Here is a 19,321-nt window from a genome sequence, read left to right as displayed (position 1 = left end):
CCAATGTATAATCAAATGAATTACTACAAGATTCCGCGAGAGGAATGGCGTGAATTTTATCAGGATCATATCTCTCCTTTGAATGCAGCCGAGTTGGTCCGAATCAAATCATTGAATGATCGGATTTCGCTGCAAGATGTGCAAGATGTTTATGTGCCGCTGGTCCATCTTCTGGGGCTGCATCTTGAGTCGCGCCAAGATCTTTTAAATAAACAGGCTGCGTTCTTGGGAGTTGAGCCGCATAAGGTGCCTTTCATATTAGGCATCGCAGGAAGTGTTGCTGTCGGTAAAAGCACGATTGCCCGCTTGTTACAGACGATGCTGAGCGAGATCTATCCAGATAAAAAAGTCCAGCTGATCACAACAGACGGTTTCCTTTTTCCAAATAAGGAGCTGAAAAGACGCCGCTTAATGAAGCGCAAGGGCTTCCCTGAATCATATGATATGCGGCGCCTGCTGCTTTTCACAAATGATGTCAAAAACGGTCTTCTCGCTAAGGCACCAGTTTATTCGCACAAGGTCTACGACATCATACCGGGAGAATACGAGATCGTTGATAATCCTGATATTTTGATTGTTGAGGGAATTAATGTTTTGCAACTGCCAAGCAAGCAGCAATTGTATGTTAGTGATTTCTTTGACTTCTCGATCTATGTTGATGCGCAGGAGAGCCTGATTCAAAAATGGTATTTGGAACGTTTTGAGATGCTGCTGGATACAGCCTTTCAAGATCCAACAAATTATTACTATCCGTATGCTATAGGGGATCGTTCTTCAGCTTTCAGAATGGCTAAGCGAGTCTGGCGTTCGATCAATCGGCCTAACCTGCATGAATATATTGTACCAACCAGAAATCGCGCAGATTTGATTGTTCATAAGACGAAAAACCATCTAGTAAACGAACTATTTCTACGGAAATATTAAAAAACTGTCATAAATGTACGTGGTTTCCATAATTTGATTTGACCAGTCTCTTAACTATCTGTAAAATAAGTGGGAGAATGTAGTAGTAAAAATAAGATGAGGTGAATATCTTGACAAATATTGACATGCAGGCTTTTGATAAGATCATTGTTCTTGACTTTGGGAGTCAGTATAATCAATTAATTACACGCCGAATTCGCGAATTTGGTGTTTATTCAGAATTATTATCACATAAAATAACGGCGGCTGAGATAAAGAAAATGGCACCTAAGGGTATTATTTTTTCCGGTGGTCCTAACAGTGTTTATGATGGAAAAGCCTTCCATGTTGATCCAGAGATCTTTAAACTCGGAATACCGATTCTCGGTATCTGCTACGGGATGCAGCTAATGGCAACTGAGTTACCAGGTGGTAAAGTCGAAGGTGCGACCAATAAGGAATATGGAAAAGCTGTCATTGAAGTTACAGACGACAAGGCGGTTCTTTTCCAAGATCTTCCTCAAAAACAAACGGTCTGGATGAGTCACGGAGACTTGGTGACACAGGTTCCAGATGGCTTCAAAGCGACAGCTACAAGTGAGAACTGTCCGATTTCCGCAATGGCTAATAATGACAAGAAATTTTATGGTTTGCAATTCCATACTGAGGTTCGCAATACAGAATACGGCAATGAAATTTTGCGTCATTTTGCATTCGATGTCTGTGAAGCACGCGATAACTGGTCAATGGATGACTTCATTGATATGCAAATCGCCAAGATCCGTGAAACTGTCGGTGACAAGAAGGTCCTGCTGGGGCTTTCCGGTGGAGTTGATTCGTCTGTTGTCGGAGTGCTGCTGCATAAAGCGATCGGCCCGCAATTGACGAGTATCTTTGTTGACCATGGACTTTTACGTAAGGGTGAAGTTGAACAAGTCATGGAAAGCCTAAAGGGCAAGTTTGGCTTGAATATTATCCAAGTCAACGCAAAAGAACGCTTTATGAAAAAGCTCGCCGGTGTTTCTGATCCAGAAAAGAAACGTAAAATTATCGGTAATGAATTTATCCGCGTGTTTGATGATGAAGCTGCCAAGTTAGACGGGATCGACTATCTAGCTCAAGGAACGCTGTATACTGATGTGATCGAATCTGGAACAGATACGGCACAGACGATCAAGTCGCATCATAATGTCGGTGGATTGCCAGAAGATATTCAATTCCAGCTGATCGAACCTTTGAATACTTTGTTCAAAGATGAAGTCCGCGAATTGGGTGAAAAGCTGGGGATGCCATCTGAATTAGTATGGCGTCAACCGTTCCCTGGTCCTGGTTTAGGGATTCGTGTCATTGGTGAAATCACTGAAGAAAAATTACAGATCGTGCGCGATAGCGACTTGATCTTACGTGAAGAAGTTGCTAATCACGGACTCGAACGTGAAATCTGGCAGTACTTCACCGTCTTACCCGGCATCAGAAGTGTTGGTGTAATGGGTGATGGCCGCACATACGATTACACGGTCGGAATTCGTGCCGTGACCTCAATCGACGGTATGACAGCTGACTTCGCCAAGATTCCATGGGATGTTCTCCAAGAGATCTCTGTCCGTATCGTGAACGAAGTTGCACATGTCAACCGCGTAGTTTACGACATTACGTCCAAGCCACCAGCAACGATTGAGTGGGAATAAAAAGCCAACTTAACTTGAAGAGGCAATCCCAGTTTATCAACGTTTTAAGAGGGAAAACTAGGCAAAAAACATCCAAATAAACAGACTTGTCTACCAAAAGTCTACTGTTTTAATTCCATCAGAGTAAGTTCTGGTGGTTTTTCTTTTATATTAATGATAGAAAATTATATTTCTGTACGTAATGTATTTTAATGTGAAATATGATAATTTGTAATACCTATAGGCTATAAAGGCTATAATTGATTCAGTTAATTTAATGAGTCGCTAGTGAATAAAGTATGAATACATTTCAAAATTCATTAGGTCACAGAAGAATTGAATATGATTCCTATGGTAAATTTATTTCTTTGATTAAAATTTATCCGCATTTATACATACGTTAATTTTTTAATTCAATTGATAATGATAAAACATATCTATTTTTTTATTGTGGTAAAATATAGTCTAGATAGGTTGGAGGCGTTTGTATGTCATTGAAAGATGCGGAAATTTTAAGAAAATTTATTGAAGAATCAGAGCCTGAGTTGACATTTTTTGAAAATAAGTTGTGTATATTGATGTATTTACACTTTAAAGAGCTAGAAAAAACAACTTTTTATTCAGGTGTCCGACAAAGAACTATTTCCCGACTCATTAGTGAGAACAAAGAATCGAAACTCGAATTACCAGACCGGTCAATGCCGCACTATACAGAAAATAGAGTTGCTCGATTGGCTAAAATGACAGTGAAGAGTTTTAGAGGATTTCAGAGTCAGCAAGAGTTTAGCTTTGGCAGTAAATTCACTTTTATTTATGGACGCAATGGAACTGGTAAGTCAAGTTTTGTAGATGCGATTGAATTTTCATTGATGGATAGTATTCAAGAAGCTAAGTTTAAACGAATTGACATTGAGGAATACATCAAAAATATTTATACTAATACTGCGATGCATCCTGTGTTGATTGGTGTGGATGATGATGGAAGTGAGATAAAAGTTACTCCGAATCCAGAGCAATTCAACTTTGCGATCGTGGAGAGAAATCGCATTGAAAATTTTGCACGAATATCTGCTGAAACAACTTCAGTCCAGCAACAACGTCTTGCCACACTTGTTGGTCTTGATACTTGGAATAAGTTTGTTAGCGGCTTTTCAAAAGATATTGATAATTATATGCCATATGTTGATGAACTTGATAAACAGCTAAGTGAGGCCAAGGCTAAGTTTGAATCCAATAACAAACGGTTTTCAGACTTAGAAGAAGCCCTAAAGGGATCAAACGCTAATTTGAAAGATTTATTAGAAAAATATGATCAGAAGGATCGGAAAAAATTAGATTTATATTTTATCACCCAGAAAAGGAATATTAATTTGAAACTGAATTCAATCGGTGATACGGCATCGTTACCAGAAAAATTGCTTTCAAATGTTGAAACAATGCAACAATTTTTTTTGAAAACACGTGATACATACCATAAAGATTGTTTAAGATTAAAGGATTATAAAGATGATTTATCACTAGTAGAATTAGCTAAAGTGATACTGAAACAAAAGGCGATTAATTCTGATAATTGCCCTGCTTGTCTTACCCCAATTCGAAATGCTTCTGGGTCTTTAATGGTGAAAGTTGATCCATATAAGCATGCTACAGAAGTACAAAAAAATTTTGAAGCAGCAACTACTCTTGAAAAACAAACAAACTCTGAATATAGGCAACTAAACAAACAAGCTAGGGAATTAGAAGCATCACTTCGAGCTTTGAATCAAAAGCTTGAATTGGTTAAGTTGTCAGAGCTTCTCCCAACTGAACCGTTGATTAATGCGCTAGATGATTTGTTTGACGAACAAAAGGTAATACCAGATAAAGCATGGATAAGTCAAGATGATTTTTTGAAAGCAAAAGCTGGCGTAAAAGAATTTAATGAAGGAAATGCTACTCGACAAGCTAGAAAACAACAACTTCAGTCGGAAATGGCTGATCTGAATAAAGCAGAAGGAATTTTTGTGAACTCAATCGGTGTACTTGATAACGCAAAAGCACGCCAAGAACAATTGAAATTAGATATAAAGAATTCAAAACAATTATGGGGGGAATTGATTGATAAAGCAAAGGAAGCCAAGCGATATAATGCGTCATTTAAATCTTATGCAGATGCGTATAAGGGATTAGTGGGTAAACTTAAACATTATACTGAGCAACTTCCAATCATAGAATTGTCGAATTTAAATGAATTGACGCTTAAAATATATAATCTCATTAATCAATATGATTTTGAAAGTGAGCAACTGACGAATTTGGAACTGCCAACTTCCGCTAATGAGGTTATTAAGATTAAATTTAATGTTCAAGATGCTCCATTAGTAAATGCACTTGATGTTTTAAGTGAAGGGCATATTCGTACACTTGGATTAGCTATACTCCTTGCAAAAGCATTGAAAAATGACCAGTTATTTATTGTTTTTGATGATGTTGTAAATGCTATTGATGATGATCACAGGAAAGCAATTGCTGAGCTTATTACTGACACGAAGGACATATTTTCGAATGTTCAATGGATTGTGACTACTCATGGTCAAGAATTTGCAAAACAGCTCATTAGTGCTACGCCCCAGTCTTTAAGACCAGAAATAAAAGAAATTACTTTTAAATCTAAAGGCATTTGTTCAGATGTCCAACCTATTGATAGAAGTCAGAATTATATTGTTTTGGCATCAAAAAGACTTGAAGAAGAAGATGTGAGAGGATGTCTTGCAGATTGTAGAAGAGAGCTTGAGGTGATTATGGTCAAACTTTGGAAATTATTTAGCAAACGATTTCATGAACGAATTAGCATTCTTGTTGATCTATCGCGACCAGATCCTGAAACCAAAAATGTGTTGACAACACTTAATTCCTCATTTAAAAAAAAGCTAAAAGGCAATGCTGATGAATTAGCTGTTATGTCACCTGTAATTGAAATTTTGGATAAAATATTAGATGACAGAGGCATAGACTGGTTTTTAGTTAATAAGGGGACTCATGAAGAGGAAAATGGCGATCAGCTAGACTGTGCTGAAACAAAAATCTTGTTGAATGAGAGGATAGCTCCACTCGACGAGTATCTTACAAGTTTAATAAAGGTTAAAAATTCAAGGCTAATTTCTGTGGGCAATTGAGTATTTTACCTAATTTTATGGATGTTAATAGCAGCCCAATTTTTGTAGACTTATGTGGGTTAATGAAGAAATTCTTTATATTTAACAATAATGAGTTTTTATCAACGATAAGCAGGAAAAAGGAGCCAAGATATTAACTTTAGCATATCCATTGAGTTTAGAAAATTGTATCAGTTTTAAAGTACATTATTAAGAGACTTAAAATCTAGTCTCTTTTTTATTTGTTTAAATCATCAATAAGCATTGAAAGGTGTTTGCTTATTTTGTTAGCTTTATCATAATCAAAACTGTTTAATTGTTTGAAAAGGAGAGACATTGAGGGAGGAATTTTAGGAGAAGGTTCATTTGGAGATGATAAGTTATTTTCTATTAATGAAATAATATTTACACCAAGTGTATCAGCTATGGACTTAAGTTTCTTAATACTAATATTCTGGCCATCAGTGCGCTCAAGCTTAGAAATAAAATTTATAGATAAACCACTATATTCAGCTAACTTTTCTTGTGTTAGGCCGGATTTTTTTCTTTGAATGCGTATATTATTACCAATGTTAAAGTCATTTTTCATAAAAATACCTCATATCATTTCTTATATACATGACATTAAAGCTTTTCATCACTAAAAATAACTCATTATAGTAATTAAAATAAACTGTTAAAATAGTAATACTTTGTGTTAAAATATCTTTGTGGAAAATAATATGTTAGGAGATGCACGATACATGGAAAATTTATTTGGATTTATTATTTTTATCGGAATAATTTACGTAGTCTATAAAATTTTAAGTAGACCTAAGTATCGAGTTATTTTGGTCGACCCTGTAACAGGCTATCGTAAATACCTTAAGTCAGTTGATGGTATTAATAATACTTTTCAATATACTGGGGATTCAAAAAGCGCACTAATTTTTAACAATGGTTCTCGTGCAGAACAGTTTATTACCGGTGTTGATCAAAATGCTATGCCTGAGGTAGAGGTAAAGAAATTTATTGGTTGGAAAAAATTGACTAGGGGTTAGTAATACATAGGTAGTGTCTTACTACAAATTTGAAAGTTAGCAATTTTTAGGGGGAGATTTTTTGTCTAAATTTAAATTTTTAAGTATAATTTGCCTTTTTTCACTATTATTAGTTGGATGTAAAAAACAGAGTGATGGTGGAAATACTGTTTATTCGGAAGCAAGTAAAAATGTTAGCAAAAAGCAAAGTACTAAAAACGATTTGCTAAAAAAGAAAGTGATAATTGCTAATAAAATAGTAAGCTCTCTTAATAGTCCTAATACAAAAATTAAGGTAGTTAAATCTAGTAATGGGGCTCTTGCTGTTAATGATGTTGTCTGGTCCTCAAATTCTAATAAGGAAACTTATGCCTATACAACAGGTACAGAAGGGGTAAGTATTACAAATTTTGCACAAAATAAGAACTTAGGTCAGACTGGAGTTAACGCAATACAAAGTTTTGTGTCCCATGCATACAATAAAAGTAACGATTCTATTTCGGATGCTTCTAATTTGATACCTGTAGGCTCGGATCCAAATAATTGTACATATAATTATGTAACGTTTAATGGTGTACACATTGAAAAAAATCCAAAAGGCTATGGAAAAGGAACAGTTGTAATCGAAGGCAATGTTATTTTAAATTATACAATTTCAGGGCAGGAAAAGACCGAGACATATAGTACATCTAAAACTCAAAATACAGTGATAAGTGATACTAAGATAGAAACTCTTAGAAAAAAATCCTTGAAAAGGATCGATAACGCAAAATTTAAAAATGTAACCTACCCAAATAATGTAATGACTTCGCAAACACATGATGCCAAAAATGATACAGTGATTGCCCAGTAAAAAAGGTGATATTTTAATGATTAGTTTGCAGCTTAAAGGTGGAGAAAAAATGACAAAAGAAAAATACATTGTTAGTAGGAAGTTAATAGCATTAACGGCGGTGTCAGGAGCACTGAGGGCTGTAGCATTTAACTCAAATATTTTGAAAGCAAATGCTGATACAGTTTCAAATGACAGCAGTTCTTCATCATCAGCACAGGCTTCCAACCAATCAAGTACGACTGATAAGAAACAGCAAGCTACCGATGATGTTTCTAAAGCTCAAACGGATTATTCACAAGTTCAAAGCGAAACCTCGTCAGCAAAGGCAACGGCCGATAGCACAAGTTCAGCTCAATCAAATGCACAAACTAAAGTCGATCAAGCAAGTTCTAGTGTTTCAAGTGCTCAATCAAGTGTTGATACAGCCAAGGCAAATGAATCATCTGCTGAAACAGCTCAATTGAGTGCACAGTCAACTAAAGATGAAGCTACACCAGATAATATTAACAAAACACAGGCTGATGTTACTGAACAAAAGAACTCTGTAAGTAATGCTGAAAATACAGCAAATAGCGCAAGTACCGCCACAAAATCCGCACAAACAGACGTTGAAAATGCACAAACTGCTGAAAGTGCAGCACAAACTGATGTTAACAATCAGCAAACAAACGTTGACCAAGCAAGTTCAAGTGTTGATAAAGCACAGGGCGATCTTGATGGAACAAATACTCAAAAAACTGAATCAGAAGTTTCAAGTGCCAAAGCCCAAGTTGCAACCGACCAGAGCAAGATTGTTGACGACCAAACAGATGTTACTAAAGCTCAATCAAGTGTAATTGATGCACAGTCGGCTCAATCTTCTGCTGAATCAACAACCGAAATTGCTAAACAAAATGTTGAAGATAAAACAGCAACGGTGAATGATAAGGCTTCTTCTAAAGCAGACGCTCAAAAAGATGTTGACTCAACACAAGCATCGGCTAACAAGGTTTCGGATGAAATCAATTCAACCAACACGATCACATTGCCTGATGGTTATAACGACAATATGTTTAAGACCAAGACAACTGATGAAATTGATACAATCGCTAAATCAGGACTTACAACCAATATTTACCAAGCTAGTGATACTGATAAGGCAACTAAGATTGCCGATGTTGACAATTTAGATGCCAATACTCAACAGCAATTAGCTCAATTCGTTGCTAGTTTATTACAGCCACTGCGTAAAGAGCTTGGAAATCATACTCTTTCAATTTCGCAAGGTTCAATTGATTTTGCACAGGCCGTAGCTAAACAATACGACACCGATAACTGGAATTTGTTTGCTAAGAGTGCGCATGATGAAGATGGTATCAGCAAGGTTGCAGGCCAATATGGTTTAATGACTGGTGGCAACTATTATGAAGATTTAAGTGCAGGTTTCTTGCCAGAAACTTCAAATATCACATTAAGTGATTTGAAAGAAGCTCTTTACAACACGATTGTTTCAATGCTTTTTGATGATAGTGGTTCATCTTACTTACATGCTGAATCATTGTTAGGTTATGACAACTACGGTTATTCAGATAACACGTACTTAGGTGTTTCAACTGATAAAATGGGACAGGTTCATTTCGAATTTGTTCAGGATTACCAAATTCAAGATGCTTCTAAGTTTAATACTGCAACAACTTATGAAATTCCATCAAACGATGTTTCTGCTTTGAAACAGCAATTAAGGAATTTGAATGACACCTTGTCAGCTCAAAAGCAAATTTTGAGTAATGCAACTACAGCTTACAACAGTGCGGTTACTGATTTGAACAACGCAAAAACAGATTTAACAAAAGCTCAAACTAACTTATCTACAAAGAAACAAGCTGTCGCTGATGCTGAAAATGCTGTTTCAAAGGCACAACAAACTTTGGAAAACGATCAAGCACAATTGACAGCCGATCAAGCAAAAGAAAAACAAGCTGAACAGGATTTAGCTGATGCCAATGCTGACATTGCAACTAAGCAAGCTAAATTAGCTAGTGCTAAAGCAGAATTGAAAACACAGCAAGATAAGTTAGCAGAATTACAGGCTATCTTGCAGAAAAAGCAAACTGCGGTTTCCAATGCTGAGAAAAAACTTACAACTGTTCAAGCTAACGAAAAAACAGCTAATGAAAATGTTGCTAACCAAAAAGCTATTTTAACAACGTTGCAAAACAAATTAGACACTTACCTAAATGCTGATACAGTTTTAGCTGATGCAAATGATAAATTGGCACAAACTAGGACGGCTGTTGAGAATGCTGAAAATGTATTGACACAGGCAAAAGCACGGTTAGCTGATGCTGAAACAGCTTTGGAACAGGCAAAAGGTAACAACAAAACTGCTCAAAAAGCTTACAAAGATGCTTTAGCTAATGAGCAAGCTAAAAAAACAGCACTTGCAAATGCCGAAAGTACATTGAACAAGATTGTTGCACAAGAACAGATTGAACAAGCTGTCAAAGAAGCTGAACAAAAAGCTAGGGAAGAGAATGCTAAGAAAGACAATAACAATCAGTCAACAGGTAATACAATATTTGGAAAAGGTACTCAAACTGTTTCATCTAGTCAAACTCAAAATGTTATATCAGGTAAGACACAAGCTGCATCTGTAAATCTTTCAAATGTTTCAGGTAGTGATGTTACGATCGATCTTAATAATCAAATAGTTCAAGCTTGGGTCAAGACATTGAAACAACGCGGCTATAGTGACAAAGCTATTGAGCGAATTTTGAAGAACAATACCAAAATTGTTCCCTTAGCGAAGGATACTTACATTAATAATAGGTTAGAGCAGAAGACTTACACTAACTCAACAGAAAAATTTGTTCGAAAGTCAAATAAGGTTGAAGTACAAAGTGTTTATCCTCAAACTGGGGATATGAGTAATCCAATTATGAAAATTTTGGGTCTGTTACTCACGTTATTTAGTCTAGGGTTAATTTTCAGAGACAGAAAAGCAAAACATTTTAGATAGTTATTTTAAAAAATTTTTAAATGAAAAAACTAGCCATATTGAACAGATACAATTTGTTCAATATGGCTTAGTTCTGTTGCTGTTTATAAAAGTTAATAGTATAGAACAAATTCAGAAAAAAGTATGTGCATTTATTTTCTAAGACTTATTTTCATGTTTATCATCAAGATAACGAAAAAGGTCGAATTCTACAATCCTGATATCATTTGGGCGCTTGATTTATCAGTAACTCTTGAACAATGCAATAAACAAAATAGACGACGAGAGTTATCCCAGCAAAAGAGGGGTACCTATCATCGCCTAGAAAATATTTTAAATGATGTTTTGAGGTTTGGGGAACATTATTTGGTAACTTCAAGTTCTCATGAGCTTGAATCAATTCAAGAAAACTTTTTATTATTTCTGTTCTTTAGCTGCCGCTTGTTCTTGTTTTAACAAGGTGCGGTCATAATATTTGATAAACGGATACCAAACGATGAAAGCAGCTGCGGCACAGATGAATGCAAGAATAGCACCCTGCCAACTTGTTGTGGCGGTGAAACCGCCCAAACCAATAGGTGTCGGCCAAGGTTGTTGAATAATAATTTTATGAACCAGATTAGTGCTAATTGCAAAATACCCAATGCCCCCTGAAACTAACGGTGCAAAAATAAAGGGAATAAAAAGTTTGACGTTATAAACAATTGGTAACCCAAAGATCAAAGGTTCATTAATGTTAAAGATCGCTGGAACGATTTCTGCTTTACCAATTTCTCGTAATTGAACGGACCTGGATCTAGTGACTAACCAAATAGCTACGCCTAAAGTAGCTCCTGAACCGCCAAGAAGAACAAAAGCATTCAATGGATCACCGGCGAAGAAATGGTTCGCCCCTTTAACATTAGCGGCCATATTTGCCAATACGATTGGTGTATAGAACGAGCTGACGATTGTTGCGCCGTGAATTCCAAACCACCAGAGAAAATGAATCAGGAAAATAATAACTAGGAAGCCCCACCAAGTGTCGGCAATGCTGCTAACAAATGAGAACGGAATGTAAAGAACTTTAAAGATATCAGTTCTGGCAAAGACTAGCAATAAGTTAAGCCCAGCAATTACAAAGGCCACACAGAATCCTGGGATCAGAGCACTAAATGAGTTAGAAACGCCAGCCGGCACTGAGGCAGGCATCTTGATCGACCAGTTGTGTTTGATCGTAAACCGATAAATTTGAACTGTCAGCCAACCAACAACTAAGCCAGTAAAGATCCCAACTGCGCCAATTCGTGTAACGCCCGAGACCGATACGGCATACCCGCCGCCAATAATGTTAGCTTTATCCAAGGTTTGGACGAACTGAACTGTTCCACCTTTCCAAACTAATTGCGGGACCGTAATAAACATTGCCATCAAAAACATCAACAGACCATTAAGCGGATTTAAGTTAAGATGTTCCTCTTGTTGGTAAATCTTGGTATAATTATAAGTGAATGTTCCTGCAAAAATTAATGCCAAAATGCCCATCGTTGAGTTATAGACGGTTTGGAACAAAACGTCAAAGCGACCTAGGGTGCCTGCATATAGCTCTGCAAAACCAGGAATTGGAAAAGCTTGGGGTAAAACTTGCAAGATTAAAAATATAGCTCCAATAATAGAAAAAGCAATAACACTGTATCCAGCTTCCATGATTGCACGGACAAAACGCGAGCCAGAAAACTTACCGACCATATTTGTCATTTTCTCTTTGAACGCATCAGAATTATTCATTAGACTAACACCTCTTTCTGCGAGATTTAAACTCTCTTAGTTTCAGCCAACTTTTCGTAAACACTGATCAATTCTTGAGCTAAGTCAATAAATGTAATGGCAGTCATCAGATGATCTTGCGAATGTACAGCCAATAAGGTCAGCTTCGCATGGTGTCCGTTCGCTTCTGCTGTTAACATTTTTGTCTGCATGTTGTGAGCTTCAACTAATGATTTGTTTGCTTCTTTGATCTTGTCATGAGCTGCTTCAAAGTTGTCGCTGTGTGCAGCGTGGATAGCCTCCATCGCCAGAGACTTTGCGTTACCAGCATTAGTTATCAGCCCCATCGTCTGCATTAATTGTTGTTCTTCGTTGTTATCAGACATTAAACTATCCCTCCAAAAAAACTGAATTTTTAGTTGCTTAATTTGAGACCTTGTTCCAAAACTTTGGCACCGTTCATCATGCCGTAAGCCTGCATGTCAATTACATCGACTTTGATGGGCTTATCTGCAACTTTTTTCTTGATATTATCAAGTAAGTAGCGAACTTGAGGCCCCAACAAAATACTGTTAATATTTTCTTGTTCCAGTTTTTCATCGACCTCTGCAGCTGGGCAAGCAAATATTTTTGCATCAATCCCTTTTTCACTGGCAGCCTTCTGCATTCGCGTAACTAACATACTGGTACTCATACCGGCAGCACAACACAGCATAATTGTTTTTGTTTTTTCACTCATGATAATTCCTCCTAGCTAATTTTGTATTTTAGTATCAAGAACGATAAAATTTTACATTTTATCACACCTGCCTTTGCTTTACTACGCTAATTATAGCAATGTATGTAAGCGCTATCTACAAAAAACAAAGAAATGGTTACATTTTACAGATAATGAAACAAAGTAGAATTTTGTTTTTTTTGAATTATTATTTTATAATTTAGTCATCGTATGTTTTAAGGAAGGTTGGGATGAAAGAAATGATCGATCTAAAGGACTTCACACCAACAGAAATTATAATTTACAATTATTTGATAGCCCATCCTAACGAGACACTTAAGTCAAGTATTCGCCAGTTAGCTATGGTGATTCATGTTTCATCTGCTTCTATTATTAGATGTATCAAAAAAATGGGTTATGATAGCTTTTATGAATTTAAGTTTGATTTAAAACAACAGAAATTGGTATTACAGACAAAAAAATTGTCAACAAATTATGAGACAGAAATTATAGATTTAACGGGTGAGTTCTTTAACCGACCCTTGCTGCAGCAGTACTCTAATGAACTGGCTGCTTTTAAAAAGTTAATTTCCAATACAAATAATGTTCTTTTTTTTGGTATTGGAACTTCAGGCGTACTAGCACAATATGGTGCTCGTCAGTTTGCTAATTTTGGGGTTAATTCAGTTTACAATAGTGATCCCTTCTATCCGCTGCCTCAAGAAGTTCGGCATGATACTGATCAGATTGCTATTATGCTATCTGTTAGCGGTGAAACACATGAGATTGTTGATCGGGCTATTAGTTTAAAAGGGGAAGGCTTTCATATTATCAGCGTTACAGATAATAATTACAGTACCTTAGCGAAAGTTTCTGAAATTAATTTTTCATATAATGTGAAGCCCGAGGTCATTAAGAAGACTTTAAACATCACGACCCAAGCTCCAGTAATCTTTATTTTAGAGCTTCTGGCTAGGAATATCGGGCAGCGCTAATATAAAAAGGGCGACAAAAATTATCGTGAAGAATTTTTGTCGCCCTTTTTGTGTTTATTTTGACACAATATTGTAGTGAACAGTCGAACACTTTTTAGATTACTTTCTAAAACAGTTGTCGGAAGTTTATCCTAGATCTTCTCCATTAGTCGCAATAACTTTTTGATACCAATAAAATGAATCTTTTTTCAGACGTTTGTTACTGCCATTACCTTCATCATCACGATTGACATAGATAAAACCATAACGTTTTGACATTTGTCCTGTTCCCGCGGAAACAAGATCAATACAGCCCCATGGGGTATAGCCGATAACTGAAACACCGTCTTTTTCGATCGCATCCTTCATTGCCTGAATATGGGCTTTTAAATAAGAAATCCGATAATCGTCATGTATTTTGCCCTCGGCCGTAACCTCATCTTTGGCGCCTAAGCCATTTTCGACGATCATTAGAGGTTTGTGGTAGTGGTCAGCTAACCAATTTAACGAGTAGCGCAATCCTAATGGATCAATTGGCCAGCCCCAATCACTAGTTGTCAAATAAGGATTTTCTTGTATTGCTTCAGGGCCGACAAAATGGAATTCAGGATTATTTTCTTGAGCGGCTATTGTTGTTGAATTGTAATAACTAAATCCAATATAATCAACTGTACCTTCTTTAAGAACTACGCGATCCTCAGCGGTAATATCTGAGCGTAAGCCATTGTCTTGGAAAAAAGCTTCCATGTGTCTTGGATAGTGACCGAGTGCTTGAACATCGCCAAACCAATAGCGCCGCTGCATTGCTTTTAAGGATTGGAAGGTATCTTCAGGTTTGCATGTTGCTGGATATAATGGTGAGACGTTCAGCATACAGCCAATCTTAAATTCAGGATTGATCTCATGTCCGATCTTCACGGCAAGGGCGCTAGCAACTAACTCGTAGTGAGCTGCTTGATACATCAGAGCCTCACTTTCTGGATCGTCTGGCTCTAACACTAGACCCGAATCGGTAGCCATTAAGAATTGTTCTTTGTAATCTGTTTGATTATTGATCTCGTTAAAAGTCATCCAATACTTAACTTGTTCTTTATACCTCTTAAAAACAGTTGTGGCAAAGTGAATGAAGAAGTCGATCACACGGCGGTCGCGCCAACCACCGTATTTTTTCACTAGATTATAAGGAATCTCAAAATGTGCCAATGTAATAATGGGTTCGATCCCGTACTTGTGGCATTCTGCAAAGAGGTCATCGTAGAATTTTAAGCCAGCTTCATTCGGTTGTTCTTCATCGCCTTGTGGGAAAATACGTGCCCAAGCAATCGAAGTCCGAAAGCTTTTAAAACCCATTTCAGCGAACAATTTGATGTCATCTTTATAGTGATGGTAGAAATCAATCGCTTCGTGGTTGGGATAGAATTTATCAGGTTTGACCCCATCGGTGATCTGACGAGGAACTCCATTTGCCCCAGCAGTCATAACATCTGCGATACTCGGGCCCTTACCGTCCGTCTGCCAAGCACCCTCTAATTGATGAGCCGCAACTGCGCCACCCCATAAAAAGTCTTTTGGTATTGAATATGTCATCTAAGTCGTCTCCCTTTTTTGGTTTTCTTAATTATATCTTATTTTTGAATGCGCTAACATTGCTGGTGAGTGAATAGTAACAGTAGCCGAAAGAATGTAATATGTTACAATTTTGAAACAGATGTAGAGAGACAGTACTTAAAGATTTGAAATGAATTATTTAAAAAGAAAGTAAATCTATGATTTAATTTCCATAACTGTGATGATCCTTAGTTAACCATGTAATTTAGATTCCTAAAAATAAAGAGGCTTAGTCATGAGTTCTAAGGCAAAGAGCTTAAGCTAGAAGGCAAGACGTGCATCAATAATTTTGAAAGAGTATCATACTACAGGTGATATTAGATACGTGAAAGCTAATCGATAATTTAACATGCTTTAAGAAATAACAAAAATTGGCGTATAATATTCGCTCCAGTGAACGCTTATTTTACCAGTAAAGCTTAGGTGTTTTTGCCATAATTATCGATTACATGGTAATTGAACAACTCTCAGAAACAAAGTATATAATCTGTATCTATTTAACTACTATGCTTTACAAACTAGTGAAAGGTATGATATATTTTTAAATATGGTAGTTGTTATTACATACTAGCTACTGAAAGGGGTGGAACATTGAGTAAAACACAAATGTTAAAAGGCGTCCTAGAAGGATGTGTTTTACAAATTGTTGCCCAGCATGAAACATATGGGTATCAACTTGTGCAAGAACTGCGTGCCGTTGGTTTTACAGATGTAATAGGTGGGACGATCTATCCGATTTTGCAGAAACTTGAAAAAAAAGCACTTATTATCGGCAGGATGAAGCCATCACCTGAAGGACCGAGTCGCAAGTATTTCAGTATTACTCCGGACGGAAAGGTAGAACTAACAGCATTTTTGCAGGATTGGCAAGAAATTAATAACAGTGTCAAACGGATCTTTAAACTAGGGGGAAAAGAATGAATAAAAAAGATACACGAATGGAAAAGTTAAGGGATGAGACAAATGAGCTCAAGAAACAGTTGGAAGGATCGAATGCAAAATTTTTTGATGATTTGAGAAGTTATTTGCTCACTTCAGGTATTTTTTACGATGAAGAAGATGTCACCGAACAGATATACAATGTCTGCCTGGACTTGATTGAAGCGCAAGAAAACGGACAGACCGCCGAAGAATATTTTGGTAAAGACAGTCGGAAACTGGCCAATAGTATGATCAAAAATTTTAAAAAGGCTGGTTTTAAAGAGATGGTCGACATAACATTAATTCCAATTGGAATTTTTTGGTTGATTACTTTTCTGAGTGATTTCGCCCATCCTGGAGCGCTTAAAATAAATGTTATAGAGTACCTTTTGATGGCTGGGTTATCAATTGCGTTGACATGTATTATTTTCAGTTTAGTTCATAAGTCCATTTATTTAAGTGAAAATAATATTTTGCGCAAGTCAAAAGTAGTAGGGTATATTGTTGGAACAGTATTTTTTGCAAGCTTTGTTTTATTGTTCTTGGCTATTTCATCTTGGACTCCCGACTTTTTGACAATTAAAATTGTCTATCCTTATGATACGATCCTTATTTTAGCTTTAGCAGTTATCTTCACGTTCTGGATTGTTAGCAGCAAGCAAATATATCTGTATCCGATAACACCATTTATTTTCTTGATAGCGTTAGTGGGAATTATTCAAAGAATACCTGTGATGGTTGATATCATAGGAGCAGGCAATATCAAATATCTGTCGGTTGGTGCTGCTGTTATTGGCTTTTTAGCCAATATCGTCTGGTCAAGGATTCAGGTGAAAAAAATAGCTAAGGATTAGGAATTATTATTACAGTGTTTTTCCTCAACAAGTAGTACATGTGTTATTGCAAGTTGGCAGAGAGTATGAACAAATCTCTACCGGTAACAGCGAAAGGAAGAAGCTTGAAATGTATCATAAAAGGCCAAGATAGATGGTTTGAAAACATACATACTTATAAACTATAAGATTTGAATCTCAATCATTCTCAACCTTCTTCTAACTAGCTGCTAAACTGTGATTTGTATTTTTGAAAATAAAAAGCAGGTATTGGTGTAAAAAACAATACCCGCTTTTTTGTTGTAGGCATACAACCGTATTAAATTACACTTAGTTGCTATTTTGTAGTTCTATTTTTGAAAAAATAGCTTGCAAATAATCCAAAGATCAATATCGCTAAACCGACAGATAACCAGGAGAAGTGCTGAAGACCGTTAGCAACCCCACTTTCGGACTGCAAAAGGGCACCTACTGTTGTTCCGAGCGCACCCATAAACATTTGCAGTGTTTGGACGATTGCTGTTGCATCTGCCTTATTACTTTCTTTTTCATCCGCAAGAACTGCGGTTTGCGCGCTTGTATATGACATATTCCGACCAATAATAAATGTAATGTAGAGTCCAATAATTAACACTAAGGATAAGTGATGTGACCACACAGCTATTATGAACACAGATACTGTGAAGATGGAATTACCCAAGTATGATGGCAGCTTAGCACCCTTCAAATCGTATAACCGTCCAAACACGGGAGTCAAGAATGCACCAAGTAAGGCACCCGGCAGTAAAGAAAAGCCTGCCCAAAAGCTTGAGGTGTGTAAGAAATCTTGAAGATATATCGGAATAATCAGATTCAGTCCCAACATGATGAACATAGAGATTGAAATAACGAGTAATAGCGACACAAATTTTACTTGGGCGAATAGTTTCAAGTTCAAAAAACTATGAGTTGATGTAAGGCCGCGCCAGATAAAGCCGATCAGAGTTACCAGTGCTGTAATAAGCCATGTCCAATTAACTGTGCCGCTTTCTAATTGATTAACGAGAAGCAAAGACGCCGTTAAGCAGATCGCTAATAAAACGAATGCGATTACATCAAATGTTTTACTCAATGGATGTCGTTCAATTGAGCCGACTGTTTTCCAGCCCAAAAGTAGCGAGACTGTCGGGGCAATCAGTAAAATAAAAAAGATTGAACGCCAGCCAAGCGTGTCGACCAACGCACCACCGTATGTTGGACCAAAAGATGGTGCCAAACCAACCACCATTGAAGCTAAACCTATCCATGTACCGACTTGAGTAAAAGGAACGGTTGCTACAACAATATTAAACATGAGCGGCATGGCAATACCAGCAGCAATACCTTCCAAAATACGACCAAAGAGTAGTAATACTACATTCGGCGCAAAACCGCCAATCAATGTTCCGATCATGAAAATTATTACACTAGCGAGCCATAAGCTACGGCTGCGATAGCGTTTGATCAGATATGCACTTGTCGTCATCATCACGGTAACCGCTAATAGATAGGCGGTTGTAACCCATTGAATGCTATTCAGATTGGTATGGAATTCTTTTGATAAGACTGGAAATGTAACATTCATCGCTGTTTCTGCCATGATCCCTGAGAAAGATACTAAGGCGACTGCTACAATGCTCAGCATTGTTTTTAATGAAACTTTTTCATTCATAAAATAACTCCCTTAAATTTTAAAATAAAAGTTGAATGTTGTTTCTGATAGGTAAATTCTAAATTTTGCTAGATGAGCTATATCTATAACTAAAATCTAACTGATAAAAAAAGTAAGTCAATAACTAAAACTATTAACTAGAAAGGTTTGCTCTTGTTCCCAAGTTAGGTGATTATTTTATTTGTAAAGCTTAGGCTAATTATCATCCCCCCAAAATTTTGTGTCAATGGGCAACAAAAATCATTGAAAACAGAGTGTTTCATGAATTGATAATCCTTTTATGAAAGTATCAGCAT

The 19,321-nt window shown here is 36.7% G+C and carries 15 protein-coding genes; 9 read left to right on the top strand and 6 right to left on the bottom strand.

The window, feature by feature from the left end:
• Positions 1-3: 3 nt before the first annotated feature.
• The 3 genes from coaA to FC19_RS08520 all read left to right on the top strand — a co-directional run bounded on the left by coaA (position 4) and on the right by FC19_RS08520 (position 5,725).
• Positions 4-924, top strand: a complete 921-nt coding sequence (coaA, locus tag FC19_RS08530; RefSeq protein WP_057876547.1) for a type I pantothenate kinase — start codon at positions 4-6, stop codon at positions 922-924.
• Positions 925-1,034: 110 nt separating this feature from the next.
• Entirely contained in the window at positions 1,035-2,591 is a 1,557-nt protein-coding gene (guaA, locus tag FC19_RS08525; protein ID WP_057876546.1) for a glutamine-hydrolyzing GMP synthase, read from the top strand.
• 467 nt (positions 2,592-3,058) lie between these two features.
• On the top strand, positions 3,059-5,725 hold the full coding sequence (locus FC19_RS08520; protein WP_057876545.1) for an AAA family ATPase: 2,667 nt from the start codon (positions 3,059-3,061) through the stop codon (positions 5,723-5,725).
• 217 nt (positions 5,726-5,942) lie between these two features.
• Here FC19_RS08520 and FC19_RS08515 read toward each other — a convergent pair whose 3' ends face one another.
• Positions 5,943-6,293, bottom strand: coding sequence for a helix-turn-helix domain-containing protein (locus tag FC19_RS08515; RefSeq protein ID WP_057876544.1), 351 nt, complete (start codon positions 6,291-6,293; stop codon positions 5,943-5,945).
• Positions 6,294-6,447: 154 nt separating this feature from the next.
• On the opposite strand from FC19_RS08515, the gene FC19_RS08510 reads away from it, so the two are divergent.
• The 3 genes from FC19_RS08510 to FC19_RS08500 all read left to right on the top strand — a co-directional run bounded on the left by FC19_RS08510 (position 6,448) and on the right by FC19_RS08500 (position 10,556).
• Positions 6,448-6,744 carry a hypothetical protein gene (locus FC19_RS08510; RefSeq protein WP_034989064.1) on the top strand — a complete coding sequence of 99 codons (297 nt, stop codon included), beginning with the start codon at positions 6,448-6,450 and terminating at the stop codon, positions 6,742-6,744.
• Positions 6,745-6,805: 61 nt separating this feature from the next.
• A complete protein-coding gene (locus FC19_RS08505; protein WP_057876543.1) occupies positions 6,806-7,576 on the top strand; it encodes a hypothetical protein in 771 nt (256 codons plus the stop codon).
• A 49-nt stretch (positions 7,577-7,625) separates the two neighbouring features.
• Complete coding sequence (locus FC19_RS08500; protein ID WP_162261191.1) at positions 7,626-10,556, top strand: SEC10/PgrA surface exclusion domain-containing protein; 2,931 nt, start codon at positions 7,626-7,628, stop codon at positions 10,554-10,556.
• A gap of 396 nt (positions 10,557-10,952) precedes the next feature.
• Here the strand turns inward: FC19_RS08500 and celB are convergent, their stop codons facing one another.
• From celB to FC19_RS08485, 3 genes are read right to left on the bottom strand one after another with little or no spacing between them, the layout of a single operon-like run.
• Positions 10,953-12,302, bottom strand: coding sequence for a PTS cellobiose transporter subunit IIC (gene celB, locus FC19_RS08495; RefSeq protein ID WP_057876541.1), 1,350 nt, complete (start codon positions 12,300-12,302; stop codon positions 10,953-10,955).
• A 26-nt stretch (positions 12,303-12,328) separates the two neighbouring features.
• Positions 12,329-12,667, bottom strand: a complete 339-nt coding sequence (locus FC19_RS08490) for a PTS lactose/cellobiose transporter subunit IIA (RefSeq protein WP_057876540.1) — start codon at positions 12,665-12,667, stop codon at positions 12,329-12,331.
• Positions 12,668-12,696: 29 nt separating this feature from the next.
• Entirely contained in the window at positions 12,697-13,020 is a 324-nt protein-coding gene (locus FC19_RS08485; protein WP_057876539.1) for a PTS sugar transporter subunit IIB, read from the bottom strand.
• Positions 13,021-13,250: 230 nt separating this feature from the next.
• Here FC19_RS08485 and FC19_RS08480 point away from each other — a divergent pair, with 230 nt between their 5' ends.
• Complete coding sequence (locus FC19_RS08480) at positions 13,251-13,994, top strand: MurR/RpiR family transcriptional regulator (protein ID WP_235809354.1); 744 nt, start codon at positions 13,251-13,253, stop codon at positions 13,992-13,994.
• Positions 13,995-14,120: 126 nt separating this feature from the next.
• On the opposite strand, the gene FC19_RS08475 is transcribed toward FC19_RS08480, so the two are convergent.
• Positions 14,121-15,560 (bottom strand): 6-phospho-beta-glucosidase, encoded by a 1,440-nt coding sequence (locus FC19_RS08475; RefSeq protein WP_057876538.1) that lies wholly within the window; start codon positions 15,558-15,560, stop codon positions 14,121-14,123.
• Between the two features lie 612 nt (positions 15,561-16,172).
• Between FC19_RS08475 and FC19_RS08470 the strand changes: the two genes are divergently transcribed.
• Both FC19_RS08470 and FC19_RS08465 read left to right on the top strand, forming a co-directional pair.
• Positions 16,173-16,502 carry a PadR family transcriptional regulator gene (locus FC19_RS08470; protein WP_057876537.1) on the top strand — a complete coding sequence of 110 codons (330 nt, stop codon included), beginning with the start codon at positions 16,173-16,175 and terminating at the stop codon, positions 16,500-16,502.
• Positions 16,499-17,356, top strand: coding sequence for a DUF1129 domain-containing protein (locus FC19_RS08465; RefSeq protein ID WP_057876536.1), 858 nt, complete (start codon positions 16,499-16,501; stop codon positions 17,354-17,356). The genes FC19_RS08470 and FC19_RS08465 overlap by 4 nt, the downstream gene beginning before the upstream one ends.
• 316 nt (positions 17,357-17,672) lie before the next feature.
• Here FC19_RS08465 and FC19_RS08460 read toward each other — a convergent pair whose 3' ends face one another.
• Positions 17,673-19,025 (bottom strand): MFS transporter, encoded by a 1,353-nt coding sequence (locus tag FC19_RS08460; protein WP_057876535.1) that lies wholly within the window; start codon positions 19,023-19,025, stop codon positions 17,673-17,675.
• Positions 19,026-19,321: the final 296 nt, after the last annotated feature.

The sequence above is a fragment of the Liquorilactobacillus aquaticus DSM 21051 genome (assembly GCF_001436755.1).
GTDB classification, from domain to species: Bacteria; Bacillota; Bacilli; order Lactobacillales; family Lactobacillaceae; genus Liquorilactobacillus; species Liquorilactobacillus aquaticus.
Note: the sequence above shows the minus strand (reverse complement) of the source record. Positions and strands in the feature narration are given on the sequence as shown.

Bases quoted from the DNA above. Each gene is read 5' to 3' on its own strand.
- FC19_RS08515 (WP_057876544.1), bottom strand. From the start codon at position 6,293: ATGAAAAATGACTTTAACATTGGTAATAATATACGCATTCAAAGAAAA.
- FC19_RS08500 (WP_162261191.1), top strand. From the start codon at position 7,626: ATGACAAAAGAAAAATACATTGTTAGTAGGAAGTTAATAGCATTAACG.
- FC19_RS08520 (WP_057876545.1), top strand. From the start codon at position 3,059: ATGTCATTGAAAGATGCGGAAATTTTAAGAAAATTTATTGAAGAATCA.
- FC19_RS08485 (WP_057876539.1), bottom strand. From the start codon at position 13,020: ATGAGTGAAAAAACAAAAACAATTATGCTGTGTTGTGCTGCCGGTATG.
- FC19_RS08460 (WP_057876535.1), bottom strand. From the start codon at position 19,025: ATGAATGAAAAAGTTTCATTAAAAACAATGCTGAGCATTGTAGCAGTC.
- FC19_RS08490 (WP_057876540.1), bottom strand. From the start codon at position 12,667: ATGTCTGATAACAACGAAGAACAACAATTAATGCAGACGATGGGGCTG.
- celB (WP_057876541.1), bottom strand. From the start codon at position 12,302: ATGAATAATTCTGATGCGTTCAAAGAGAAAATGACAAATATGGTCGGT.
- FC19_RS08510 (WP_034989064.1), top strand. From the start codon at position 6,448: ATGGAAAATTTATTTGGATTTATTATTTTTATCGGAATAATTTACGTA.
- FC19_RS08475 (WP_057876538.1), bottom strand. From the start codon at position 15,560: ATGACATATTCAATACCAAAAGACTTTTTATGGGGTGGCGCAGTTGCG.
- FC19_RS08465 (WP_057876536.1), top strand. From the start codon at position 16,499: ATGAATAAAAAAGATACACGAATGGAAAAGTTAAGGGATGAGACAAAT.
- FC19_RS08480 (WP_235809354.1), top strand. From the start codon at position 13,251: ATGAAAGAAATGATCGATCTAAAGGACTTCACACCAACAGAAATTATA.
- coaA (WP_057876547.1), top strand. From the start codon at position 4: ATGTATAATCAAATGAATTACTACAAGATTCCGCGAGAGGAATGGCGT.